This is a genomic window from Micromonospora sp. NPDC005254 (assembly GCF_042872525.1).
Classification (GTDB): domain Bacteria; phylum Actinomycetota; class Actinomycetes; order Mycobacteriales; family Micromonosporaceae; genus Micromonospora.
On the sequence record NZ_JBIAKM010000003.1, the window covers coordinates 89978 to 113883 of the forward strand.

Genomic DNA, 23906 nt, shown 5'->3' on the forward strand with positions numbered 1-23906 from the left:
CCGGCTTGATGACCGGCGGACCACACACCAGCGAGCACCGTGCGGTGCTCTACGTCATCGCCTGCGGTTCGCCGCTGGCCCGCCACGTCGGCCGTCTGGTCGAGCTGGCCCAGTCGGATGACTGGGACGTCTGCGTGATCACCACGCCGGACGGCGCCAAGTTCGTCGACCGCCCGGCCCTGGTTCGGCAGACCGGCCACCCGGTGCGGACGCACTACAAGAATCCCGGTGACCCGGACGTGCTGCCGCCCGCCGACGCCATGATCGTCTGCCCGGCGACCGTGAACACGGTCAACAAGTGGGCGGCCGGCATCGCCGACACCCTCGCTCTCGGGCTGCTCGTCGAGGCGCAGGGCAAGGGCGTTCCGATCGTCGCGGTGCCGTACACCAATGTCGCGATGGCCGCCCACCCGGCGTTCCGGGCCGGTGTGGCCCGGCTGGCCGACTGGGGCGTCACGGTGCTCTTCGGTGATCATGTGGTCGCCCTGCACCCGCCGGGGACGGGTGAGCAGCACCTGCACGCGTTCCCCTGGCAGATGCCGCTGGCCGCGCTGCGGACCGTCGCGTACCGGGCCGCCTGAGCGCCCGCCGGTCGCCTCCCACGGGTCGACAGACCGGCGCGGCCGGGCCGGGCGTCGCCGCCCGAAGGTCCCCGCGCCGGTAAGCTGGCCCGCCGTGAGCATCAGCGCATCCACAGCCACGGTGACGGACGTCGTCGCCGAGTTGGAACGGCGCTATCCGCCGAGCTGGGCCGAGGAGTGGGACCGCGTCGGCCTGGTGCTCGGCGAGCCGACCGCCCCGGTCCGTCGGGTGCTCTGCGTGGTCGACGTGGTGCCCGAGACGGTCGCCGAGGCGCTGGCCGTCGGCGCGGACATGATCGTCGCGCATCACCCGCTGCTGCTGCGGGGGGTCTCCTCGGTCGCCGCGACGACAGTCAAGGGGCGGATCGTCCACCAGCTGATCCGGGCCGGCGTGGCGCTGTACGTGGCGCACACCAACGCCGACGTCGCGTCCCCCGGCGTCTCCGACGCCCTCGCCGCCCGGTTCGGCCTGACCGGCCTGCGCCCGTTGCAGCGGCCGGCGGCCGGCTCGGCCGCTCACGGCGACGACCGGGGCATCGGCCGGATCGGGGAGTTGCCCCGCCCGATGACCCTCGCCGAGCTGACCCGGCACGCCGCAGCCGTGCTCCCCGTCACGTCCTGGGGAGTTCGCGCCGCGGGGCATCCCGGGCGTAGGGTTCGTACCCTCGCCGTCAGCGGTGGGTCGGGGGACAGCTTCCTCGGCGCCGCGACCGCCGCCGGGGTGGACGCGTTTCTCACCTCCGACCTGCGGCACCATCCGGCCAGCGAGCACCTCGCCGCCGATGGTCCCGCCCTGATCGACGCCGCCCACTGGGCGACCGAACGACCGTGGCTGGACGACCTGGCCGCCCTCCTGCGAGAGGCGCCGGGCGTCGAGACGCTGGTGTCCGACCTGGACACCGATCCGTGGACCATGCACGCCGCCGCACCCGTTGTGGACGACAAGGAGCCCGACCGTGAAGGCTGACCCCCAGGTCCAGCGCCGCCTGCTCGACCTTCAGGCGATCGACACCAACCTCGCCCAGCTCGCGCACCGCCGCCGCTCGCTGCCGGAGCGGGCCGAACTGGAGGCGCTGGCCCGGGAGCTGTCGTCGCTGGAGGACGAGCGGGTTCGCGCCCAGGTCGCGGTCGACGACCTGGACCGGGACATCGCCCGCCTGGAGAAGGACGTCGAGCAGGTGCGGGCCCGCAAGGAGAAGGACCAGAACCGGCTCGCCGCCGGCACCGGCCCGGCCCGGGAGCTGGAGGCGCTCCAGCACGAGCTGGCCTCGCTCAACCGGCGCCAGGGCGACCTGGAGGACGCCGAGCTGGAGCTGATGGAGCAGCGGGAGACCGCGCAGGGCGTGCTGGACGGCGTGGAGCAGCGGCTGGCCGACACCCGGGAGAAGCGGGCCGCCACCGAGCAGCGCCGTGACGACGCGCTGGCCGAGATCGCCAAGGACGAGGAGTTCAAGCGGGGGGCCCGGCAGCCGCTCGCGGCCGACCTCCCGGCCGAGCTGGTCACCCTCTACGACAAGATCCGCGCGGACACCGGGTTGGGCGCGGCGCTGCTCACCGCGGGCCGCTGCGGCGGCTGCCGGCTGGACCTCTCCGGCGCCGACCTGGCCCGCATCCGCAAGGCGGCCCCGGACGACGTGGTCCGCTGCGAGGACTGCCGGCGGATCATGGTCCGTACCAATGAGTCGGGCCTGTAGGTCGTGGCGCCGCGCGTGGTCGTCGTCGAGGCCGACGGCGGGTCCCGGGGCAACCCGGGGCCGGCCGGCTACGGCGCGGTGGTGCGGGACCCGGAGACCGGCGAGGTGCTCGCCGAGCGTTCCGAGTCGTTGGGTACGGCGACCAACAACGTCGCCGAGTACCAGGGCCTGATCGCCGGTCTGCGGGCCGCCGCCGAGCTGAACGCCGCCGAGGTGGACGTCCGGATGGACTCCAAGCTGGTGGTCGAGCAGATGTGCGGCCGGTGGCAGATCAAGCACCCGGGCCTGCGCCCGCTCGCCGCCCAGGCGGCCACGCTTGTGGGCCGCTTCGGCGCGGTCCGCTTCACCTGGATCCCCCGCGAGCAGAACCGGCACGCCGACGCGCTGGCCAACGCCGCCATGGACGCCGCCGCCGGCCGGCCCACCCCGCCGCCGGCCTCCCTCGGCGCACCGGCCTCGGCCAGCGCCCCGGCCGGAGGCGCGTCGACGGGCAGCGATCCGGCCACCGCGCCGGCCTCCTGGGAGCCCCGCCCGAGCTTCACGGCCACCCGCCTGATCCTCGTGCGGCACGGCGAGACCGCGTACACCGAGCAGGGCCGCTACTCCGGCCGCGGCGACGTGCCGCTCTCCGAGCGCGGCCGGGCCCAGGCCCGCGCCACCGGCGCCCGGGTGGCCGCGCTGGCCCCGTCCGTCGCGGCCGTGCTCAGCTCACCCCTGTCCCGGTGTACGGCCACCGCCGCGGCGATCGCCGGGGCGCTCGGTGACGTGCCGGTCCGCACCGAGACCGACCTGATCGAGTGCGACTTCGGGCAGTGGGAGGGGCGCACCTTCGCCGAGGTACGCCAGGAGTGGCCGGGGGAGATGGACGCCTGGCTCGCCTCGCCGCGGATCGCACCGCCGGGCGGCGAGTCGTTCACGCAGGTGGCCGAACGCGTCCACCGGGTCGTCAACGCGCTGCCGGCGGCGTACCCCGGGGAGACCGTGGTGGTCGTCTCGCACGTCTCGCCGATCAAGCTGGCGCTGCGCGACGCCCTCGCCGCCAGCGACGCCTTCCTGCACCGGCTCTTTTTGGACGCGGCCGGCATCTCGGTGTTCGACATGTGGCCCGACGGCGGCATCGCGGTCCGCACGGTCAACGACACCGCGCACCTGCCCGCCGCCTGAGCCGCGCCCCTCCGGCACCCGTCGCACCTCGCCCGCCGGCGGAACTGTCGCGCCGTTCGGCGCAGCCGGTGCGCCGTTCGGCGCAGAGCCGTCCGCGCGCTGATCGTGACGGCGGTCACAGAGTCGTAGCCTCCGGCCGTTACATCGAGTGCCTCGACTCCCCGGAGGTGTGTCAGATGCCTGCACCGGAACCGGAGGCGCCCACCACGGCGCCAACCCGGGCGAAGGACCACAGTCCCTGGAACTGGTTGCTCTTTCTCCCCATCGTGGTGCCGCTGATCCCGGCGTTCTTCAACGGCGACGCGCCCCGGATCTTCGGGTTCCCGCGCTACTACTGGCTGCAACTGGCCTGGATCCTGCTCGGCGTCTCCACGACGACGCTGGTCTACCAGATGACGAAGAAGCGGGGTGAGCACTGATGTGGCGGGACCATCTCACCGAGATCATCGTCTTCTCCCTGCTGTTCCTGCTGGTCAGCGCGATGGGCTTCGTGGCCGCACGGTGGCGGCGGCCGAAGGACATGGCGCACCTCGACGAGTGGGGCCTAGGCGGGCGCAGCTTCGGCGGCTGGATCACCTGGTTCCTTATCGGCGGTGACCTCTACACCGCGTACACCTTCGTGGCGGTGCCGGCGCTGATGTTCGGAGCCGGGGCGGCCGGGTTCTTCGCGGTGCCGTACACGATCGTCGTCTACCCGCTGGTCTTCCTGGTGCTGATCCGGCTCTGGTCGGTCTCGCACCGGCACGGCTTCGTCACCCCGGCCGACTTCGTCCGTACGCGGTTCGACTCGCCGGTGCTGGCGCTGCTGATCGCGATCACCGGCATCGTGGCCACGATGCCCTACATCGCGCTGCAACTGGTGGGCATCGAGGCGGTCCTCAAGACGATGGGCGTCACGGGTGAGAGCACCCTGGCCCGGCACCTGCCGATCATCATCGCGTTCGCCATCCTGGCGGCGTACACCTACCAGTCGGGGCTGCGCGCCCCGGCGCTGATCGCGTTCGTCAAGGACAGCCTGATCTACATCGTCATCCTGGTGGCGGTCATCTACCTGCCGTACAAGCTCGGTGGCTGGGGCGACATCTTCGACGCGGCGGACGCGAAGTTCCAGGCGTCACCGAACCCGAACGACGGCATCCTGCTCAACGGCAACAACCAGCTGCAGTACGTCACGTTGGCGTTCGGCTCGGCGCTGGCGCTGTTCCTCTACCCGCACAGCATCACCGGCGTGCTGGCCAGCCGGAACCGCGACGTGATCAAGCGCAACATGTCGGCGCTGCCGGCGTACAGCCTCCTGCTCGGTCTGATCGCGTTGCTCGGCTACATGGCCATCGCGGCCGGGGTGAAGCCGCTGGCGGGAGCATCGGCCGGCAGCGTCGACAACAACACGATCGTGCCGCTGCTGTTCGACCAGCAGTTCCCGGACTGGTTCGCCGGGGTCGCGTACGCCGCCATCGGCATCGGCGCGCTGGTGCCGGCGGCGATCATGTCGATCGCGGCGGCGAACCTGTTCACCCGCAACATCTACAAGGAGTACCTGAAGCGGGACGCCTCCCCGGCGCAGGAGGCGAACGTCTCGAAGATCGCCTCGCTGGTGGTCAAGGTCGGGGCCGTGGCCTGCATCGTGTTCCTCGACCCGCAGTTCTCGATCGACCTCCAGCTCATCGGCGGCGTGATCATCCTGCAGACGCTGCCGGCCGTGGCGCTGGGCCTCTACACCCGCTGGTTCCACCGGACCGCCCTGATAGCCGGCTGGGTCGCCGGGATGGGGCTCGGCATGTGGATGCTCTACCAGGTGGCCAGCCCCACCCGGAAGCACTTCGGCGGGTCGGCGTTCCCGCTGGAGAAGTTCGGGTTCGACACGCCCAAGACGATCTACGTCGGCATCGTGGCCGTGCTGGTCAACCTGGCGGTCGCCGCGCTGTTGACGCTGATCCTGCGGGCCGCCAAGGCGCCCGAGGGAGTCGACGGCACCACGCCGGACGACTACTTCGCCGACGAGGGCGACCCCCGCATCACCCCCGGCGCCGACCGCGACGCCGACTCGGCCCGCGAACCGGTCGCCTGACCCCGTTCCCGTTCCCCGTTCCCCGGGCGCCCGCCGCGAGGTCGGCGCCCGGGGTGCCCGTGGCCCGGTCGCGTCGTCGCCTGTCGCGGCTTCGCCTCAAGATCGTGCTCGATCCTTGTTGTAGTGGTGTCGGGCCCTGGGGATGCCACTACAACAAGGATGTTGCGCGATCTGGGCGGTCGAAGGGTCACGCGTCGTCCGGCGCCCCGGGCGGTGGCGGGTCAGCGGCGTGGGTCAGCGGCGGTTGCGGTTCACCAGGGCCTGGTTGAGGCGGCCCAGCAGGGTCGCCAGGGTGGCCCGGTCCTCGGTGCTCCAGTCGGCCAGCATGTCGCCGTAGAGCCGGGTGCGGGCGGCCTGCACGGCGGCCATCCGCTGTAGCCCGGCCGGGGTGGGGGAGATGACCGTGCCTCGGCCGTCCGTCGGGTCGGGGGCGCGGACGATCAGGCCGTCGCGTTGCAGGGCGGAGACCTGCCGGGTCACCGTCGAGCCGTCCAGGTTGAGTCGCGCGGCGAGGGCGGAGACGTTCTGCGGGCCGGCGGCGTCCAGGTGGCGCAGGATGACGTACGCCGCGCGGTCGAGCACCCGGTGCTCGGCGGTGCCGGTGGCCCGCCGGGTGGCCTCGCCGAAGCGCATCAACAGGGCCACCTCGGTCTCGATCCGGCCGAGGGTGCTCTCGTGGTCGTCGCTCATAGCTGTATGATACAGCGTAAGTACCTGTACGATACAGCTAATTGGGGAGTCGGAGTGGATCGGTCATCCGAACCAAACCGCAGTGCCATCTACGCCACCACACTGGTGGCCTTCCTCGCGATCGCCGGCATCGCCGTGGTCGACCCGATCCTGCCGGCCATCGGCGACGCGATCGGGGTCACCGCCTGGCAGGTCGAGTTGCTGTTCACCGCGTACATCGCGGTCATGGCCCTCGGCATGATCCCGGCGACGCTCGCCAGCGGCCGCTTCGGGTTCAAGCCGGTGCTGATCACCGGGGTCTCGGTGGTCGGGCTGGCCGCCATCCTCGCCTCGTTCAGCGACAACATCGTGCAGCTGTCCGTGCTGCGCGGCGTCTGGGGGCTGGGCAACGCGATGTTCTTCGCCACCGCCATGGTGGTGCTGGTCAACCTGGCCGTCGACCGGGAGTGGGTGGTCGGCCTGTTCGAGACAGCCCTCGGCCTCGGCTTCGCCGTCGGACCGCTGATCGGCGGCCTGCTCGGCCAGGTCAGCTGGCGGCTGCCGTTCTTCGTCTGCGGCGTCTTCATGGTGCTCGCGCTCGGCGTGGCCGCCCGCAAGCTGCGCGAACCCACCAACCGGCAGGCCCCGGTACGCGTCGGCCAGATCTTCGCCACCTACCGCCGACCGGCGTTCATCGCCCTCTGCGTGGTGACCGCCGCGTACAACTTCGTGTTCTTCGTCGTGCTCGGCTACACGCCGCTCTTCCTCGGCCTGGACGTCGTCCCGCTGGGGCTCGCGTTCACCGGCTGGGGGCTCGGCCTGGCCACCGGCATCCTGGTGATCGGCCACCGGCTGGCCCACCGGATCGGCGCGGTGCAGACCGTCGGCGTGGCCATCGCCGGGCTGCTGGTCTGCATGGTCCTCTTCGCCACCTCCACCAGCACCGCCGAGGCGCTCGTGGTGCTCGTGCTCGCCGGCCTCTGCATGGGCCTGGCCAACGCCAACCTCACCGACCTGGCGCTCGGCCTCGGCTCCAGCGACCGCAGGCTCGCCACCGGCGCGTTCAACCTGGTCCGCTGGGGCGCCGCCGCGCCCGCGCCGATCATCTCCGGAAAGCTCGCCGAGCGCTCGCTGTCGCTGCCGTTCTGGGTCGGCTTCGGGGTGCTCGCCGTCGGCGTGCTGGTCTACCTGGCCTTCGCGCACGTGATGGCCGCCGGCTACGGCGAGCGGGTGCTGTGGTCCCGCTGGAACCGCAGCGCCGCGAGTGCCGAGAACACCGCCGAGGAGCCGGTCGGCGAGGCGTACTGACCCCCGGCTCCCGCCGGTCCGCTGCGCCGTTCGAGATCCGCGCACTTTCGGGGATATTGCCTCCGGGTTCGCCGAGGCAGCAACATCCCGGAAGTTGCGCGGATCTTGGCGTTGACGCCGCTCAGTGCAGGGCACGCCAGAGCAGGTAGAGGCCGATCGTCGTACCGAACACCACGATCAGCGTCTTGAGCAGCACCGGCGGCAGCCGACGGACGAGCCGGGCGCCCGCGTACCCCCCGATCAGCGTCGCCGGCGCGACCACCGCGACCGCCGCCCAGTTCACCGGGCCGAACAGGGCGAACACCACAAGCGTCGTGAGCCCCACCAATGCGGAGAGCAGATTCTTGATGGCGCTCACCCGCGCCAGCGTCGCGTCCAGCACCAGAGCCAGGCCGGCGACCAGCATCACCCCGAGCGCCGCGCCGAAGTACCCGCCGTACACCGCGCCGAGCGCGACCATCGTCTGCACCGCGACCGTCCGCCGCCGTGGCGACAGGTCGCGGGGGTGACCGACCAGCCGGCGCAGCGGGTCCTGGAAGGCCAGGACCGCGGTCGCGCCGAGGACCAGAAACGGTACGACCAGCTCGAACGCGCGGGCCGGGGTGGCCAGCAACAGCAGCGCCCCGACGATCGTGCCCACGATTGTGGTCGGCACCAGCGTGGCCAGCGCCCGCGGGCGCGGCAGGTCCTGCCGGCTGCCCGCCACGCTGGCCACGTACCCGGGGAACACGGCGACGGAGTTGCTCACGTTCGCCGGCACCGGCGGCAACCCGACCGCGATCATCGCCGGGAAGGTGATCAGCGAACCGCCACCGGCCACCGCGTTGACCGTGCCAGCGGCGAGACCGGCGGCGAGCAGCAGCGCGGCGTGGGAGAGATCCATAGCCCCACGAGGCTAGCCGCCGCCTTTTAGGCTGGCGTCGCCGGATCGCCTATGAGCTGCCCGATCTTGCCCAGGCGGGGCGGCAATACTGGAAGAGCGTCCGTCGTTAGGATGGGAGCGCGACGGACGAGTCGACCGGGCGGTCGCGTCGGCGGGCTCCGGCCCGCCGCCGAGGAACGTCCGGACTCCACAGGGCAGGGTGGTTGTTAACGGCAACCCGGGGCGACCCGCGGGACAGTGCCACAGAAAACAGACCGCCGACCCCAACGGGGACGGTAAGGGTGAAACGGTGGGGTAAGAGCCCACCAGCACCCCGGGTGACCGGGGTGGCTCGGTAAACCCCACCCGGAGCAAGGCCAAGCAAGGGCCGTCACCGCAAGATGACGACCCGGCGCAGACGCTTGAGGGCTGCCCGCCCGATGTCTGCGGGTAGGCCGCTAGAGCCTGCCGGCAACGGCAGGCCGAGATGGATGGCCGCCGCCGGCGCGGAACCCCTTTGGGGTACGCGCCGCGCACAGAATCCGGCGTACAGGTCGACTCGTCCGTCGCCCCCCAGCTCAGAGACCTGATCAAGGCTTGAGCTGGTTCGATGTTGAGGCGTCATTCATGGTCAAACGTCGGGCGGCATCCGGTGCCCTGGAGACGCCCTGAGGGTCGACTGAGTCGAACCTCGTCTCAGATCGGGCTGGCTGTGCCGTCGTGGGTCATCTTCAGGCCCCCGCTTGATAGTCCCCGAGTCGGGCAGCAGCTGTGGGGGAGGGGCGGGAACGTCCCGCCGGTGGAGATGGCGCCGCGACCTGTGATCCAGCGGCAAGCCAGTCCCAGGGTGGGACTGGCGCGGCAGACGGCGCCCTGTCGGCCTCAGTTCTGTTCAAGAGTGTGCCCGATGAAGTTGATGAGCGGAGTGCAACCTATCCCCAACGCCCGCCGGCTCACACTGAGGTTAAGGGGCCGTGTGACCGGATGAACGGACCTCCACCCTATGGCCGGGTCGCCTGCTCCTGTCGTGCTACCTGGTCCGCCTGATGAGCCAGGGCTGGTCCATCCCTGCCGACAGGCTCGACAAAGAGATTGCCAGTACCCGGCCTGAGGCTAGCCATTTCTGTATCTGCGGCTCCGGTATATCTTCTGCTCCACTCCGCGCGCCCACTTGGGCAACTTCTTCAGAAGAGGGATGTATCGCAGAGCCGGTGCAGCAAATTTGCTAGCAATTAGCAGAGTGCCGGCGCCGCCGCCGAGGAGCAGCAGATGACTGCGCATCGCCGTCCAGGTCCCACTGAATGCCCTAAAGAGGTAGCTCCGCTCAAATGTAACCGGGTCCTGGGTAAGAAACAGGAGAACGGAAACGAAGAGAGCTGCGGTCATAGCCGTCCGCATGACCGAACCACCGCGAGCTCTCGAAAACGCCGCAAAGGACCGGAACTCGTTATCTCGAGAAACTACGCCCTTGCTTCGCCAGAAGTAGACGAGGACCTTGCTTTTGCTGAACAGGTTTATCGCACGATCGAGATATGGTTCCCACACGAGGCCCTCGAGAATTCGCGTGTAGTGCATCTCGGGCGCCTGCTGGTAGCTCTGCAGTGAGGCAGGCACTACGGCAAGACAGTTGACATGCTGCACGTCCACGACCAGATGTGACCAGTCAAGGTCCGATGAAACCGCAACCGTCTCGCGGAGCTCATTTACTCGCATATCGAGAAGTGCGCCCGCACGGCGGTGTCCGAGGCGGTGCCAAGTCCACATCCGCCCAGGGTTCCTGACCGGAAGGCGAAATCTGAGGTAAACCTCCTCCTCTGCCTCTATCGCTCGAGCCGGGAAAATCTCCCACAGTGAGAACTCTGCCGTGCTTATCTTCGAGTCGCGAACGCATTTTCTTGTGTCGAGTGACATAAGGATCATCGGCCCATCACCGTCGTCGTAGACCCGCTCTCCGTTCCCGTCTGTGGCAACACTGACGGCCGTATTGCCGAAGACAAGATTCAGGTCTGCGGTGCGATTCAGCATCCGGGGAATTACGTCTGTCAACTCCCCTTCAGCGGTTCCGAAAGGTACGGCGATCCGGAAGGAGTCCAACGCTGAGGAGGATGGTCTTACCTTCAAGCCGATGTCACACAAGAACAAGGACCTGCGAAATAGGCCCGGCAGGCACCACAGATTGATGTCAAGCTTGCAGACTTCGAATGCAGGTGGCCTGGGATGGCGGACGACCGCGAAGAAGCCCATTAAGCTTCACCTTCGAAGAACCGAGGGGTGTAGCCGAGCGTGAGGGCACTCGACGGGGGGTGCAGGTGCCTTACTTTAGTTCGGCGTTGTCAAGCATGGAAGGTGTTGCGAAGTCCGCCGCCGCGAGCTGCTCCGCCAGTGACCACTGCAGGACAAGCTCATCCTCGCCAAAGCCGTATCTGTTCAACTCAAGAGAAGCTTGGTCAAAGCCGAACGGTACCAGAAGTGAGCGTACGCTCGCGGAGTGCTGGTTCCGCACTGTCAGAAATCCGACTTCCGTCTCTTCTCGAGCCCATCTGCAAAGACAATTCTGCACCAAACGACGGCCCACGCCTCTTCGGCGCATTGTCGGGTCAACCCAGAGCGTGCTGAGCTTGAAGCGGTCCGGGCCCTTTGGCGTTTCAACCGCTACCCCGACCAGATGTTGGCCTCCGGCACGCCCGAGGGCTACGGCGACGGTGCACCTAGCTTGCCCGTCTAGAACCTCGCCTAGCCTCCGGAAGAGTTGCTGGTCCCCCTGAGGATAGAGCTGCCTCACTGTGGGTCCTACCGACTGCATGACTGGCAGCAGATCGATGCCTTGAAGTGGCCGGATCAGGATGTCGTAGCAGGGCAGTTGGGCCAGCGAGGCATCGGGGGCGGTAGCGATAGCATCGACCAGAGGGGTTTGGGCGACTTTGGGCGTAACGGCCGAGACAGTGCCGTTTGGGCGGTGACCTGGAAAGAGTGCCACCGCTACCCCCTAACCATTCCGGTAGCCTCTGGTTGCCCGCGGCTAACGACTGCATGCCGCACGGCGATGTGCGCGCTGCCTAAAGATCGCGTCCGAAGGACGGCACCGTACCATGCCCGCGTTAACGGCAGCTACCACCCACAGTCGAGGCCTACCCGTAGTGCTGGCGTCCAAACAGAGCAGGGTTTGCGGCTCAACGCGGCATCCGCGACCTCAAGCGTACCCAACCTTGGTAAACGACCCGGTCCTTCGACGGAAACGCGCCTATCGGTCAAAGCTGGAATCCGAGGTGCGAATGAGTTCCCCCGCTTTGATGGAGCGGTGGTTACCTGCTCCCGGCTGGTGCAGGGATGGCGATAGGTGGCTCGGAGGGTTGCGTCTGGCGGCTGTGCCAGGCGGTCTCCTACTCGTCCGGGCTGAGGTAGCCCAGTTCCTTCTGGATGCGGCGGGTGTTGTACCAGCCGTCGATGTAGGCGAAGATCGCGTTCTCGGCCTCGTCGCGGGTCCGCCAGCTCGTGCGGTAGACGAGTTCGATCTTCAGCGTGGACCAGAAGTTCTCCATCAGGGCGTTGTCGTAGGAGTCGCCGACGGAGCCCATCGACGGCAGGATCCCGTTGTCCTGTAAGCGTTCCGCGAAGCGAAACGACGTGTAGTTCGACCCACGGTCCGAGTGGTGGATCAGTTGGCCGTCGCGGACGTCGCGGGACCAGATGCCGTATTCGAGGGCGGCGAGGATCAGGTCGGTGTCGCAGCGGTCGGAGGTCTTCCCGCCGACGGTCCGGCGGGAGAACGCATCCCGGACCGCGGCGAGCCAGAACACGCCCTCGCCGCAGGGGATGCGGGTGGGGTCGGCGACCCAGAGCCGGTTCGGCCCGGCGGCGGTGAACTGCCGGTTGACCAGATCTGGCGCCGGCGTGTGCCGTGGATCCTGCCGGGTGGAGCCGCCGCGCCAGCCTCGACGCAGGAACGCACCCTGCCAGCCGTGGGCCGCCATCAACCGCTCGACCCGCTTGCGACCCACACCGATGCCGTCACGGCGTAGCTGCCGGTGCACCCGGTCCGCGCCGTAGGTGCGTCCGGAGGTCTCCCAGATCTCGTAGATGTTCGACAACAGGCCCAGGTCGACCACGTCGCGGTCGCAGGGCTGCTCGGCCTGCCTGACCCACGCGTAGTAGGTCGAGGCGTCGATGTTCAGGACCCGTAGCAGGAGCGCGACCGCGAATTGGTCACGGTGTTCATAAATGAACGTCATGACCGTCGCCGGGTCGGGTCGAGCTCCGCCGCGAAATACGCGCTCGCCGCTTTCAGGATCTCGTTCGCCCGCCGCAGCTCGGTGACTTCTCTGCGCAGCTGGCGGTTCTCCTCAGCCATCTTGCTGGTCGGCCGGTCGTGACGCTCGCCGGCGTCGGCCTCGGCTTGGCGGATCCAGTTCCGCAATGCCTCGTGATGCACGCCCAGCTGCTCGGCCAGGCGCCGGATCACCGGCTTCGGGTCCGACTCGCGGTACAAGCGCACAGCGCGGACGTAGCTCGTCGGGGTACTTCTTCGGTGCTGCCACGGACGACTTCCTCCCCATGGCCATCAGGCCATGGTCAAGAAGCTCCATAAAGCGGGGGTGGCTCAGAAGCCCTGACGCACGACCGGACCGACCGGCTGGCTTCCGTAGCGGTCTTGGTGGTCCCATTCGTGGATGAGGTGGGACGAGTGCGTGCTGGAGGTGCTGGAGCACCTGGGGGAGATGGGTCTGGTCGGGCTGGTCAAGATTGACGGGGAGCGGGAGCGCAAGCCCTGGACCGTGGTGATCTCGGGTCAGGGGCTCGACGGCGCGTCGATCAGGGTCGACGGCCACAGCCTCGACTACTGCCTGAAGGATGCGGTCGCCGCGCTTCATGAGCGCTTCCCGGACGAACTCGCGCTGCGCTGAGATCCGACCGTGGGGGCGGTTTCCCGGCGGCTTGCCGCCGGCCGGGCTTGCCGCCCGCACCGCGCGGAGCGCGGTGCCTTGATCTACAACAGGCCTATTCGGCAATTCCTCGCCCAGGATGGATGCCCCAGGATGGATGACCAGGGCGGATCGGTGGGGTGGACTTGTCCGCTGGCTCCATTGCCACAGCGCGGTTGTGCGTTTGGCGTTGGCGAGCCGTCAAGAGCGCCGTCATTAATCCGACTGAAGGGCGATCGCATCCTTCACCGACTACGACTGGTCCGTTAGCCTGGCCTATTCCTTGTCGTTGGGAGGGGAAGTGGATCTAGTCCTATTCAAGCTTCGCGATGATCTCGACGAGGGTGATTGGGGTCTCAGGGCTGTGGTCGACGAGGAATATAAGCCAGTCCCCGTCAAGGAGATAGTTGGCCTAGAGATCGGCCTGTACGTTAAGACTGCCAAGGTTAATGTACCCAAATGGCAGAAAGACTTGATGCTTTTGGCGCTCGACCAGACTGCAGAGGAAATAATTGGGCTCAAGAATCAGAGCACAGGGGCGGTAGTCCGAATAGAGCGAAGCGGCCACCGCTTCCTGCTCGTCTACGGCACAGGTCGTCACGCGGTTGATTCAAGTTCGATTGAGGCTGGATTTGGCCTGAGGGTGGCGGCGAATGTAGTTGACCCTGAAGCGCTGAGGGGTGTAGATACACGGGCGATCGTCGGCTCGGGACGAAGTCAAGTTATCTCGATGCCGTCGGCTGGCTCTCTGCACAAGCTTGGCATCGAACCCACCGCTGATCTCGTTCGATACTTAGAAGGAAAGCCACCAGAAGAGCTTGGCACGGGTGTGGCGGGGGGTGATTCCCTACGGCTCACGATGAAGTCCTTTAGTTATAGATCGTTGCCGGAGAAGCTTGATGAAGTAATCGCGGCGTATGATTCGCGGGAGTACAAAGAGAAGTTTCCGTTCTTGGATTACTTTACTCGCGTTCCCCGCACAAGAGGCGAACTCCACTTGAAACTTAAAGCGGAGTTGGATAAGAAGATCCTGTCGGGTGGCGAGGACATCGAATTTATGAATCCCGACTCGGATCGGCTGGCCAGGCCTGATCGTGTTCTTCTTAAATGGGGTCGCAAGTCTTACCAAGTTCAAGGTGAGATAAACAAGGATGCCGTCTTGGGGGCCGTTTCTCAATGGGACATCCCCGATCCGATGGCATCAGTTCAAGTTCATGCCTTTTACGAGGGCGTCGAGAAGCCTGTTAAGACCTCGCTCATGCCCTACGTTGTGGCAGAGGTGGAGCTAGGCGAGGGGATTTATGCGCCATGCGCTGGCGCATGGTATCGCATCGATAGAGACCACCTTGCGGGCCTGCAGGAACGGATCCGGCGAATTCCTGACCTGACTGAAGAATTGTCGCTGCGCTCCTGGTTTGCTGGAGCGGAAGATGAAGGCGATTACAATCTCGAGGCGTTGGGTAGTAACATCGACCACGTGGTTTTGGATCAGTCCCTTTTCTACAGCAAAGGAGGAAGGAATCTAAAAGTAGAAATTTGCGATCTGCTGACGCGTCGCAAGGAGCTGATTTGTGTGAAGAAAATGAAAGAGTCCTCGCCTACGCTTTCTCACCTTTTTGCGCAGGGTGCGGTTTCGGCTCGACTCTTTAGTGACAGTAGGCAGTATCAGAGCGCTGTTCTACAACACTTCAACAAAATGGCTCAGGCTGCCAGGGTGGGAGCCTTGGGGGACTGGAAGATTGTTTTTGCAATAGCTACTGACAAGCCTGGAAAGCTTGCGGATTCACTGTTCTTTTTCAGCAAGGTCAATCTTGACCTTGCTGAGCGTGCTATCCGTGGCGCTGGACTGGGTGTCGCGCTAGCGAAGATCGATCTTGTTAAGCCTGGGGTGGTCCCATCCACCCGTCGGAGTGCAGGTAAAGACAGGGTGATACGTCGTGGTGACGATCGCAGCGAAAGACCGCGGCTCTTTTAGGGGCGCAAATAGCTCGATGGTTGGAATTTGCTCATCTTCGAAGCCAGCGGTGGTGGATCGCAATCGGGTCGAGCGGCGCGGCGGCACGTTAGGCGCGAAGATCCGGTGTGTGCTCCTAGCGGCCTGGATGGGAGTTGAGGCGGAGGGCCGGCGAGTACAGTTCAGGTTGGTCCATCTCCCGGTGCCTTGAGGGCTTCAAACTGCTATTGGTGGGGCTTTTCGTTGTCCAATGGCAGTATCTGCACGCCCTTTCTAAGAGCAAACAACTCCCTGCGGGCTATAGCTTCGCCTTCTTGGTGCAGTTGGTAGCCCGTCAAGCCACACCCACCCGTCATAAGTGTGGAGATCCCTGCGGATTTTAATCAGGCGGCAGAGGATCGGTTGTGCGAACTGTGGGCTTGCTGAAGTGGTCAGATACAACACGTCACCGGCCTTCACGTCGGCTCTTCCGGTACCTCCAGGCGCGTAGGGTCTCGCCGGCCGCCGTCAGTCGCGGGCATCCGTCGTCAGAGCACTTCGAGCAGACTGACCGGTGATGGAAGTCGATGACGTAGCCAGCCATCAGGACGGGGAACGAGGGCTCTGGCTGCCGCTGAGGAGTCAGCATGGTTCACCGCTGGTTGAGGCGCTTGAGGGCCTGCGACGAGCGCCAGGCGGCGGCCACGGTCATCAAGGGCTGCTCTGGGACCGGGACAGAGGCCTCCTCGACGAGGACTGACGACGGGTGGTGCGTCAGCTCCAGGCTCTCAGCTGCCACCTCGGCAGTTCTGTCGAGGTGGCAGAGGAAGGTGCTCGACAACCTGTTCGGGCTACAGACCGGGGGTCACTAATCGTCATCAGTCTGTGACGGAGTTGGGGTCGCAGGTTGACGCGGCGCTGCGACCGTCGGGCATGGCCGTTCAAATGCTGCTGAAGGCGCGGCGGCTCAGTGTCTTGCTGGCGGCTGCCATTCTCGTGCTGGCCGGGTTGACCGCTTGCACGCCTGAGATCAAAGGCGTTACCGGCGTGGGCGTGGATGCCGATGGGCAGCCCGTTGCGGTTTTGTCCTGGTGCGCGGACCGTCCGCCAGACGTTGTTATGTTCTTTGCCGAACGGGCGTCGATCTCGCCATCCCCGTCCGCCGTGGCGACTTCCACGAGCTGGCCCTACTGGCCGGGACGACGGTACGCCGTACCGCGTGCGGCGACCTCGCCGACGACGGTGCGTCTGGAGGGCTTCCCACGTGACCCGGCCCCCAGCCCGAACGCGGCCTTCCAGCTGTTCGGTGTCGCCAGCGACAGCAGCTTCACCTCGCGTTCGGTGACCTTCCGGCTTACTGAATTGGAAGACATGCGGCCCGGATCGGTTCTGATCACCGAAATTGTGGGCAACGGCGAGGTGCAGAGAAGCGTATCTGTCGATGAGTTCGCGAGTCTCGGAAAGGACGCATGCTGATCAGCGGTAGTGGGCCGCAGTTGTGTATGTGGGGAACCCGCCCGGTTTGTGGACTCCCCGATGCGCCGGGTGAGGCCGTAGTGCGTCGCGGCGCTACGGCCGCCCAGCGACCTGGGCGACGAACCTGGCCCAGGCTGCCGGGGTGAAGGTCAGTGCCGGACCGGCAGCGTCTTTCGAGTCGCGTACCGCCACGACACCGGGCAGGTTGCGCGCCACCTCGACGCAGTTGCCGCCGCTCGCGCCGCTGCGGGTGGACTTGCGCCACCGGGCGTTACTGAGGTCCATGATGGCTCTCAACTTCCTTCAGCAGGTGGACTAACGGCGCGGTAGCGCGGCGATTTGAGCCATGGTCGAACGCGGCGCATTGATCCGGCGCAAAGGGCTCGCGCGCCTGACTATAGTTACGGCCGCCCGGCGACCTGGGCGACGAACGCCCGCCAGGCTGCCGGGGCGAAGGCCAGGATCGGGCCCGCAGGATCCTTGCTGTCTCGGACACCGATGACGCCGGGCAGGTTGTCAGCAACTTCGACGCAGTTGCCCCCCGACGATCCGCTGCGCCGGGACTTGCGCCAGATGGCGTTAGTGAGGTCCATGGTGGCCGTGCACTTCCTTCATCAGCTCGTCGGACTGTCGGCGCGGGAGTGCTTCGTTCCGAACGTTCTCCCACCTCGCATGAAGAGTATGTAGCCCATCTTCGTTGTCGACCACGATCCCGCCCAGCTGATTTTCGAGGTGCCCGACCCAGGACCCGTCGCCAGCCCGCGCCAGCGCGAACGGCCCGGACAGCCCAATGTGGAGGCCGGCGCTTGCCGGGATCACGTGGATGTGAACGTGCGGCAGCTGGGCGACGGTGATGAGGTGGGCGACCTGTTCGGCCATGATGCCGGCGTGTTCGTCGCCCGCGCGGCGGAGCGTGGATTCGTCCAGCACAGCCACCACCTGCGGTGGGCTGTCGCCGGTGAGGATCTTGTGTCGACTCATGCGGGCGCTTACCTGCTGGTCGACCTCGGTGGCCGACATGAGGTCGTTCAAGCGCATCACGACATGGGCGTAGTTCTCGGTCTGAAGCAGGCCCGGGATCAGTAGCGGCTCGAAGAGACGAAGCTGCCGAGCGCCGCGCTCGGCGTCCAGCCACGGCAGAAACCACGACGGCGCGCCGAGTTTCACCACCAGGCGTCCGAACAGCCCGTCGTTGTTGAAGGCGCGGTCCGCTCCCCGAATGAAGTCCATCGTCAGCGCTCGGGTGCCGCTCTCCACGGCGCTGACATGCGAAGCGCTGAAGCCCGCCGCCCGGCCGAACGACTCCTGCGTCATCCCGGACGCTCCACGAGCACGGCGGATCTCGCTCACGATGAAGTCCGCGAGAGGACTCGGCACGTCAGCCATTCAACGCTCCTCAAATCGGAGATCGACTACCCGAGGTGCCACACGCCTGGAGCCTGTTCTGCCAGCTCCGGCCCGGACACCTGGAACACCTTCCGAGCGTAGTGGCCTTCACAGCAGAGTGTCACCAGGCGGCGCGGCTGGCAGGCCCACGAGATCCGGTGGTCGCGTGCGTAACGGGGCCGCTCCCGACGGGCGAGCACTCACGGGAGCGGCCCCTTCCCAACAGCACCCAGGGGAAGACCGTGCCCGACGACAAGTCCGAGAAGTTCGGGAAGATGAAGGCTGGCGACGTAATCCACCTGACCACCGCGGCGAGCGTGCAGTTCCTACGCCCGATCTTCGTACGCGTTATCCGCGAGTTGCCCGAGCGGCACACGTACGACGGGTGGGTCTGGATTGAAGGCTACGAGCTGAACGCGGCGGGCGACGCGGTCGCGCGGCGCGAGTTGTACGTGATGCGCGCGGGCGTACGGCTGCAACCCCTGCCCGCCGTACCAATCAAGCCCGTCAAACGCGGAGCGACCCGGCAGCCGGTGCGGGTCGGATGACCGTCCGCCCTCGCCCGCACCTGCCGATGCGTCCGGCGTGGCTGTGCCGCAACTGCGCCGCGCCCTGGCCGTGCGCCCCGGCCCAACTCGCCCTCGCCAACGAGTTCTACGGTCACTCCATTGCTCTGGCGTTCTACCTGGCCGCGTCGATGCACGACGCCATCGACGACGCGTACAACCTGGGGTTGCGCCCGGACCTGCCCACGCTGCACGCCCGCTTCCTCGGCTGGCTGTCGCTGGCCCGCCGACCCCGCCGACACTGAATCCAGCCCAATCAAACGAACCGGCCGGGCGGGGTTGCCCCCACCCGGCCGTCCGGATCTCTAAAAGTTCACTGCTTCTTGAACACCGGCATGGTGTCCAGCGTGGTGGTGATGTTCTGCGTGGTGCCGCCCCGGTACGTCTTCCCGGTGAAGATGTCGGTCCAGCTGTTGCCTGGCGGGAACCACACCGAGGTGGTGGCGGTGCTGCCGGGCGTCGTCACGGGTGCCACCAGGTAGTCCGGCCCGTAGAGGTACTCGGAACCGGCGGTGGCGTACGCGGCCTGCTCATTCGGGTACGCCAGGTACATGGAGCGGACGATTGGCGTACCCGTGCGGGTGGCCTCCTTCGCGGCGGCGTAGGTGTACGGCTGCAGTTCCTTACGCAGGTTGAGGAACTTCTTGGCCGACGCGTTCGCCGCCGGGCCGTACTGCCAGGGCAGCCGGTCGCTGTGGTTGGAGTGCAGCCGGTCGATCGGCTGGAACGTGCCGAACTGCACCCACCGGGCGTACAGGTCGTCGGGCAGCTTGGTGCTGCCCGGTTCGCTGCCCGGCTCCTGGAGGCCGCCGGTGTGCCCGCCGATGTCGTGGCTGACCGCGGCCAGTCCGGTCGCTGCCGACTCGCCCGGCGTGTAGCCGACCTCCATCTGCAGGGTCGACCAGTCGGAGGTGGTGTCGCCGGTGAAGTGCAGCGTGGTGCGCTTGTCGGCCCACGGGCCGGTCGCCACCGGGGTCGGGCTGCCGTAGCCGCCGGCCTGCAACGAGCCGTACGCCCGGGAGAACGCGAAGCCGGTCTTGTCGGCGTACTGCTGGTTGATCCACGCGTCCGCCGTCACCCCGGCGAGGGAGGACTTCGTGTTGTCGCAGCACCAGTCCAGCCACCAGAGGTCCGGGCCCTTGGTGCCCTTCGGGATCATCCCGTCGTGCAGCTGCATATATGCCTTGAGCTGGTCCGGGTCGCCGAAGTCGAACGCGTAGCAGTCGGGCCCGCCGTTGCAGCCGACGCGCTGGAGCTTGCCCTTCGCGGTGGCCTGCGCCTGGGCGAACTTCGGGTCCGAGCCGAGGATGCTGGGGTGGATGTTGATGCCGGTGTGCAGGCCCTGCTTGCGGGCCCAGTCGAAGAACGCCTTCGGGTCAGGAATCCGAGTGGGGTCGATGCTCCAGCCGTTCCACTTGTCCGGCGCCTTGATGTCGGTGTCAAGGACAAGAACATCCATGGGTACGCCCTCAGCCCTGGCCCGGGCCACCAGGTCCTGGAATTCGCTGGCGGTGCGGTCGTAGTACTCGGAGTACCACACCCCGTACGCCCACTTGGGCAGCAGCTTCGTGGGCCCGGTCAGGGTGGACAGGTCCTTGAGGCCACGGGTGAAGTCCTGCCCGTACGCGAAGACGTAGCCGTCCTGCTCCGAGGCGGGCCGGGGCTTGGTGGTGCGCAGGGCCGAGGCGGAGTCGTCGAGCAGGTACCAGCCGTCCTGGTAGAGCAGGCCGGGGGCGGTGAGCGCGGCACCGGTCACGCCGTCCAGACCCCGGCGGTAGCCGCCGAGCGGCGCGTGCGGGGCGAGCAGCGGGGAGTCCTTGCTCGTGACGGCGACCGTGTCGACGTTGACGTTGCAACTGGCGTCCGTGGGGCACCCCAGCGTCACCGTGTTGGTGCCACGGTCGAGGTGGACCGGGACGGAAACGGTGTTCCAGTAGTCCCACCCGCTGGTCGGCGCAAGGGTCGCCGTGACCGGCGCCGCCGTTCCGGCCGTGACCGACATGGTGCGCGCCTGGCTCGGCTGGGCACCGGCCTGGCCGTTGGCGTAGCGGATCTGCACCTGGTAGTCACCCGGGGCCGGGACATCCGTCACGGTGAGCGCGACTGCCGACGTGGTGCTCTCCAGGCCGGCCAGGAACCCCGTACCGGAAGCGCCGTTGTGGTCGTTCGCGGGCTTCGCGCCGCCGGTCAGCGCGCCGGTCTCGGCCTCACCCAGCGTGCCGAATCGCAGGGACTGCGGCTCGGGCGCGGCCGGCGCCGGGAACGGATCACCCGGGTTGACCACCGCGAGGCTGTCGATGTTCACATTGCCGGAGTCGTTGGGGCCCCGCACGACGCTGATCTCGTGCCGGCCGGCGGCGAGGTCGACCGGCACGGTGGCCAGGCCCCAGGTGTCCCAGTTTGCGGTGGGCGGCAGCGTCAGCGAACGGCCGGCGTCGCCGTCGATGAGAACCGTCAGGGTGCGGGTCACGTTCTGGCCGTCGCCGCCGGTGCTGTTGGCGTAGCGGACGGCGAGCTGCTTCGTGCCGCCGGCCGGCGCGTCGAGCGCGAACGTGACCGAGTCGCCGGACGAGGCGAAACCGGCCGCGAAGCCGCGCCCGGTGTACCCCCGGTGGTCGGTGGCCACGCCGGGACCGCTCAGCTGTAGTGATTCGGCCTCGCAGAGCGCGCCGAACGCGCACGCCGGAGCAGTGTGGCCGGCCCAGGGCTGGCCCTGCACGAGTTGCTTGCCGGTCTTGAGCCGCACCGTCAGGTTGTCGGCGGTGAACGCGCCCGAGCCGACCTGGTACCGCAGCGTCATCGCGCCGGTGTCGATGGTGAGCCAGCCGTGCTCGACGTGCTTCGTGAAACGCGTACGGGGGAAGTCATCGCGCCCGATGGCGTTGAACGTGGCGGCGTCGGTGAACCTGCCGTCCTTCTGGTACTCGGTGCGGATCAGGGTCGGGGACAGCACCTCGAAACGTGCGTTGCCCGACCGTACGGCTGCGTCTTGGTCCTTGTTGGAGCTGGCCTGGGCCGGCCCGGCCGGAGCGAGCGCCAGTCCCGTGATGAGGATGCCGACTGCGGCGGCTGCTGTCGCACGCCGGCGCGGTGAGTTCCGATAGAGCAAGGTGCGCTCCTCGTCTCATATGGAGGAAATGAGTCGATGACAACGCTGTCACTCGCCTGAAACACCTGTCAACGGGCGTCAGAGAGTGTCTCTTCTCTCTTTCGTGGGCCTTCGGCGTGCCCCAAAGCAGCTCGGCGAGTTCACGCAGCACCGCGTCCACGCGGGTAGCTACCAGATGTGTCCGCGTTCGTCGATGGATCGAGGCGGATCGCCGAGGAAGGTGTCGACCGGAACCGCACCGTGCGCCAGGTTGAGGGTGTCCAGCCGGTACAGCCACGTGCCACCATTCATCCCGGTGAAACGGTAGTTGATCTGCCAGCGCAGCCATTCGCCGTGTGCGAGCCGCACTGCGGGCGGCCGGCGGTGACGGCGCGGCATACCCCAGGCCGACGCCAGCAGTTCAACCCGGAGTTGACCGTCCGCCAGCCGGAGACGCACCTCGCTCCGGTACGGCGCGCGTACCAGGTTCTCGCGAGGCTCGAACCCATCGGCCTCTGCCAGGTCGACCTCATGGGTGAGCGGCGCCGCCCGTCCGGCTGCGTTGCTGGGCCCTTCTAAAGTGCCGACCATGCCCCGTCGACGGCCGAGCCGAACTTTTCTACGAGTGTTCTCGGCGTTCTATCTCGCCTTCGCGATGACGGGCGTGGCGCTTGTCGCCTGGTCGCTCGCAGGCGAGCAGCGGGGATCGGAGACATCGGCCGAGGTGCTGGACGTCGAGGGGCGCGGGACGCGAACCATCCTGACGGTTCAGTTCAGCACCGAGCGTGGCGAGGTGTGTGAGGCGAGCTTTCGCTCGTCGGTCGCTGCGAACCGAGCCGTGACCATCGGCGAGCGTATCCGCGTCACCTACGGCGAGACCCACCCCTGTCTAGGAGTGCGCGAGGTCGGCGACCGGTCGCCTTGGTACATCTTCATCATCGCGGTGGTGATTCTGACCGCCGCCGTCATCATGGCCTACGTCGTCTGGCGCCGGCCGCGACCTCCGCTGCCCCTCCGCTACGCGGGCATGCCCTAGCGGTCCGACGTTCGGAGGTTTTCCAGCGCAGGCCAAGGCAGTGCAGCAATTTCACGCTGACCCGGAACACGTATCCCTCTCTGCGGGCCAGCGTCGCCCTTCTCGTTCGCCTGGTCAGCAGCGGGGGCGGTCGAGTGGGGCTGCGCCGGCGATGGCTTCGACTGTCGCCGGTGGTGCGGTCGGCTCCGCCGGGGTCGGCGAGGGCGCGATGGTGGGGCTCGGCGAGGCCGACGGTGAACTGCTCGGCGTCGACGTGACGAGGGAGGCCGTGCTGCGTTGGACCTGCTTCGTGACCATCTTGATGCCGGTGGCGGTCGTCTGGTGGCCGTACACGTCGGTGACCCTGATGGTGTACGGCCCGGGACCGATCCCGTCCTCGATGGTCCAGTAGTTGTCGACCTGGCGGGCCGCCTTGCGAAAGCCCCCGCTCGACCCCTGCGCCTCGACCGAGCGCAGCGGGTTGCCGTGGTTGCCGACCTGCACGGCGAACCACCACTGCGACGCGCCGCCCTTCATCCGGAAGGTGAGGCCGCCGTCGAGCGGTGGGTCCACCACCGCCCGGTACGTCACCTGCGCGATGCCCTGCGCCCGGTCGGCGATCCGGGCGAACGCCTCGTCGGAGAGGTCGATCTTGCTGGGTCCGCACCCGACGCACTGGTCCATGACCATCACCCGGACAGTGCCCTTCGGGCCGCTGACGTCCAGGTAGCTGCCGCAGGCCGCCGCCCCGGCGTACTGCGAGGCGCCGAGGGCCACGTAGAGCCGGTCCGCGGGAGGGCCCGGGAAGGAGCAGGTGCCGCCTGAGCGGCCCGCGTCGTAGAAGCTCGCAGTTCCCTTGTGGACGGTGTTGCCCGCGGGCGGCGCGGCGCAGGCCGGGGCGGCGCCGCCGCGTACGGCGAGCGTTATGCCGAGTACGGCGGCCAGGGCGGCGATCCCGGTACCGGCCAACCAGTGCCTGACCCGCCGATTCAGCCGGGGCGTGAGGTTGTCGCCGGCCGGGTTGGCGTTCTCCGGATCCGTGCTTGGTGCTGCCGTCACGGCGGCTGATGTTGCCGCACCGTGCCACGGCAGCGCAAAGCCGTCGAGCGGACCGTCACGCCCCGGAACCGGCGGGTGCGCAGTCCGTTGCGTCCGCCGTGACTTCTCGTATGGCCAC

General features: G+C 67.5%; 24 protein-coding genes, 1 other RNA gene and 1 pseudogene. 14 read left to right on the forward strand and 12 right to left on the reverse strand.

Going from position 1 to position 23906, the window contains the following annotated elements:
- Positions 1-8 precede the first annotated feature (8 nt).
- The 6 genes from ACFYPR_RS10110 (at position 9) to mctP (ending at position 5507) form a co-directional block, all read left to right on the forward strand.
- Complete coding sequence (locus tag ACFYPR_RS10110; protein ID WP_387259487.1) at positions 9-581, forward strand: flavoprotein; 573 nt, start codon at positions 9-11, stop codon at positions 579-581.
- A 94-nt stretch (positions 582-675) separates the two neighbouring features.
- Positions 676-1548 carry a Nif3-like dinuclear metal center hexameric protein gene (locus tag ACFYPR_RS10115; protein ID WP_387259489.1) on the forward strand — a complete coding sequence of 291 codons (873 nt, stop codon included), beginning with the start codon at positions 676-678 and terminating at the stop codon, positions 1546-1548.
- Positions 1538-2275, forward strand: coding sequence for a C4-type zinc ribbon domain-containing protein (locus ACFYPR_RS10120; protein ID WP_354856603.1), 738 nt, complete (start codon positions 1538-1540; stop codon positions 2273-2275). The genes ACFYPR_RS10115 and ACFYPR_RS10120 overlap by 11 nt, the downstream gene beginning before the upstream one ends.
- A gap of 3 nt (positions 2276-2278) precedes the next feature.
- The gene (locus ACFYPR_RS10125; protein ID WP_387259491.1) at positions 2279-3439 is read left to right on the forward strand and encodes a bifunctional RNase H/acid phosphatase; all 1161 of its coding nucleotides are present in this window, start codon (positions 2279-2281) and stop codon (positions 3437-3439) included.
- Between the two features lie 176 nt (positions 3440-3615).
- Complete coding sequence (locus ACFYPR_RS10130) at positions 3616-3858, forward strand: DUF3311 domain-containing protein (RefSeq protein WP_354856610.1); 243 nt, start codon at positions 3616-3618, stop codon at positions 3856-3858.
- Positions 3858-5507 carry a monocarboxylate uptake permease MctP gene (gene mctP / locus ACFYPR_RS10135; RefSeq protein ID WP_387259494.1) on the forward strand — a complete coding sequence of 550 codons (1650 nt, stop codon included), beginning with the start codon at positions 3858-3860 and terminating at the stop codon, positions 5505-5507. The genes ACFYPR_RS10130 and mctP overlap by 1 nt, the downstream gene beginning before the upstream one ends.
- Positions 5508-5741: 234 nt before the next feature.
- Here mctP and ACFYPR_RS10140 read toward each other — a convergent pair whose 3' ends face one another.
- Positions 5742-6197, reverse strand: coding sequence for a MarR family transcriptional regulator (locus tag ACFYPR_RS10140; protein WP_363940961.1), 456 nt, complete (start codon positions 6195-6197; stop codon positions 5742-5744).
- 54 nt (positions 6198-6251) lie between these two features.
- Here ACFYPR_RS10140 and ACFYPR_RS10145 point away from each other — a divergent pair, with 54 nt between their 5' ends.
- Complete coding sequence (locus tag ACFYPR_RS10145) at positions 6252-7484, forward strand: MFS transporter (RefSeq protein ID WP_354856616.1); 1233 nt, start codon at positions 6252-6254, stop codon at positions 7482-7484.
- 121 nt (positions 7485-7605) lie between these two features.
- Here ACFYPR_RS10145 and ACFYPR_RS10150 read toward each other — a convergent pair whose 3' ends face one another.
- Positions 7606-8367 (reverse strand): sulfite exporter TauE/SafE family protein, encoded by a 762-nt coding sequence (locus ACFYPR_RS10150; protein WP_354856618.1) that lies wholly within the window; start codon positions 8365-8367, stop codon positions 7606-7608.
- 127 nt (positions 8368-8494) lie between these two features.
- Between ACFYPR_RS10150 and rnpB the strand changes: the two genes are divergently transcribed.
- Positions 8495-8912: RNase P RNA component class A (gene rnpB / locus ACFYPR_RS10155), an RNA gene on the forward strand.
- Between the two features lie 547 nt (positions 8913-9459).
- On the opposite strand, the gene ACFYPR_RS10160 is transcribed toward rnpB, so the two are convergent.
- The 4 genes and pseudogenes from ACFYPR_RS10160 to ACFYPR_RS10175 all read right to left on the reverse strand — a co-directional run.
- Positions 9460-10590: a hypothetical protein gene (locus tag ACFYPR_RS10160; RefSeq protein ID WP_355064281.1), complete on the reverse strand. Its 1131-nt coding sequence runs from the start codon at positions 10588-10590 to the stop codon at positions 9460-9462.
- 70 nt (positions 10591-10660) lie between these two features.
- Positions 10661-11149, reverse strand: coding sequence for a GNAT family N-acetyltransferase (locus ACFYPR_RS10165; protein WP_355064350.1), 489 nt, complete (start codon positions 11147-11149; stop codon positions 10661-10663).
- Between the two features lie 577 nt (positions 11150-11726).
- Positions 11727-12575, reverse strand: a complete 849-nt coding sequence (locus tag ACFYPR_RS10170; protein ID WP_355064283.1) for an IS3 family transposase — start codon at positions 12573-12575, stop codon at positions 11727-11729.
- Positions 12572-12859, reverse strand: a pseudogene (locus ACFYPR_RS10175) (transposase); the annotation flags it as partial. The pseudogene ACFYPR_RS10175 and the gene ACFYPR_RS10170, both read right to left, overlap by 4 nt.
- A 154-nt stretch (positions 12860-13013) precedes the next feature.
- Here ACFYPR_RS10175 and ACFYPR_RS10180 point away from each other — a divergent pair.
- From ACFYPR_RS10180 to ACFYPR_RS10190, 3 genes are all read left to right on the forward strand, one after another.
- Positions 13014-13247 (forward strand): hypothetical protein, encoded by a 234-nt coding sequence (locus ACFYPR_RS10180; RefSeq protein WP_355064285.1) that lies wholly within the window; start codon positions 13014-13016, stop codon positions 13245-13247.
- A 319-nt stretch (positions 13248-13566) separates the two neighbouring features.
- Complete coding sequence (locus ACFYPR_RS10185; protein ID WP_355064287.1) at positions 13567-15240, forward strand: DUF6119 family protein; 1674 nt, start codon at positions 13567-13569, stop codon at positions 15238-15240.
- 903 nt (positions 15241-16143) lie between these two features.
- Complete coding sequence (locus ACFYPR_RS10190) at positions 16144-16674, forward strand: hypothetical protein (protein WP_355064291.1); 531 nt, start codon at positions 16144-16146, stop codon at positions 16672-16674.
- Between the two features lie 93 nt (positions 16675-16767).
- Here the strand turns inward: ACFYPR_RS10190 and ACFYPR_RS10195 are convergent, their stop codons facing one another.
- From ACFYPR_RS10195 to ACFYPR_RS10205, 3 genes are all read right to left on the reverse strand, one after another.
- The gene (locus ACFYPR_RS10195; protein WP_355064293.1) at positions 16768-16959 is read right to left on the reverse strand and encodes a DUF397 domain-containing protein; all 192 of its coding nucleotides are present in this window, start codon (positions 16957-16959) and stop codon (positions 16768-16770) included.
- Positions 16960-17075: 116 nt separating this feature from the next.
- Entirely contained in the window at positions 17076-17267 is a 192-nt protein-coding gene (locus ACFYPR_RS10200) for a DUF397 domain-containing protein (protein WP_355064295.1), read from the reverse strand.
- Positions 17254-18060, reverse strand: coding sequence for a helix-turn-helix transcriptional regulator (locus ACFYPR_RS10205; protein ID WP_355064297.1), 807 nt, complete (start codon positions 18058-18060; stop codon positions 17254-17256). Before ACFYPR_RS10205 ends, ACFYPR_RS10200 begins: the two co-directional genes overlap by 14 nt.
- Positions 18061-18335: 275 nt before the next feature.
- Between ACFYPR_RS10205 and ACFYPR_RS10210 the strand changes: the two genes are divergently transcribed.
- Together ACFYPR_RS10210 and ACFYPR_RS10215 are read left to right on the forward strand one after the other, a co-directional pair.
- Positions 18336-18608 (forward strand): hypothetical protein, encoded by a 273-nt coding sequence (locus tag ACFYPR_RS10210; protein WP_355064351.1) that lies wholly within the window; start codon positions 18336-18338, stop codon positions 18606-18608.
- Complete coding sequence (locus ACFYPR_RS10215; protein ID WP_355064299.1) at positions 18605-18871, forward strand: hypothetical protein; 267 nt, start codon at positions 18605-18607, stop codon at positions 18869-18871. The genes ACFYPR_RS10210 and ACFYPR_RS10215 overlap by 4 nt, the downstream gene beginning before the upstream one ends.
- A 68-nt stretch (positions 18872-18939) precedes the next feature.
- Here ACFYPR_RS10215 and ACFYPR_RS10220 read toward each other — a convergent pair whose 3' ends face one another.
- Both ACFYPR_RS10220 and ACFYPR_RS10225 read right to left on the reverse strand, forming a co-directional pair.
- A complete protein-coding gene (locus ACFYPR_RS10220; RefSeq protein WP_355064301.1) occupies positions 18940-21735 on the reverse strand; it encodes a TIM-barrel domain-containing protein in 2796 nt (931 codons plus the stop codon).
- Between the two features lie 168 nt (positions 21736-21903).
- Positions 21904-22305 carry a hypothetical protein gene (locus ACFYPR_RS10225; protein WP_355064303.1) on the reverse strand — a complete coding sequence of 134 codons (402 nt, stop codon included), beginning with the start codon at positions 22303-22305 and terminating at the stop codon, positions 21904-21906.
- A gap of 34 nt (positions 22306-22339) precedes the next feature.
- Between ACFYPR_RS10225 and ACFYPR_RS10230 the strand changes: the two genes are divergently transcribed.
- On the forward strand, positions 22340-22750 hold the full coding sequence (locus ACFYPR_RS10230; RefSeq protein ID WP_387180224.1) for a hypothetical protein: 411 nt from the start codon (positions 22340-22342) through the stop codon (positions 22748-22750).
- A 114-nt stretch (positions 22751-22864) separates the two neighbouring features.
- On the opposite strand, the gene ACFYPR_RS10235 is transcribed toward ACFYPR_RS10230, so the two are convergent.
- Positions 22865-23788, reverse strand: coding sequence for an expansin EXLX1 family cellulose-binding protein (locus tag ACFYPR_RS10235; RefSeq protein ID WP_387180221.1), 924 nt, complete (start codon positions 23786-23788; stop codon positions 22865-22867).
- Positions 23789-23906 lie beyond the last annotated feature (118 nt).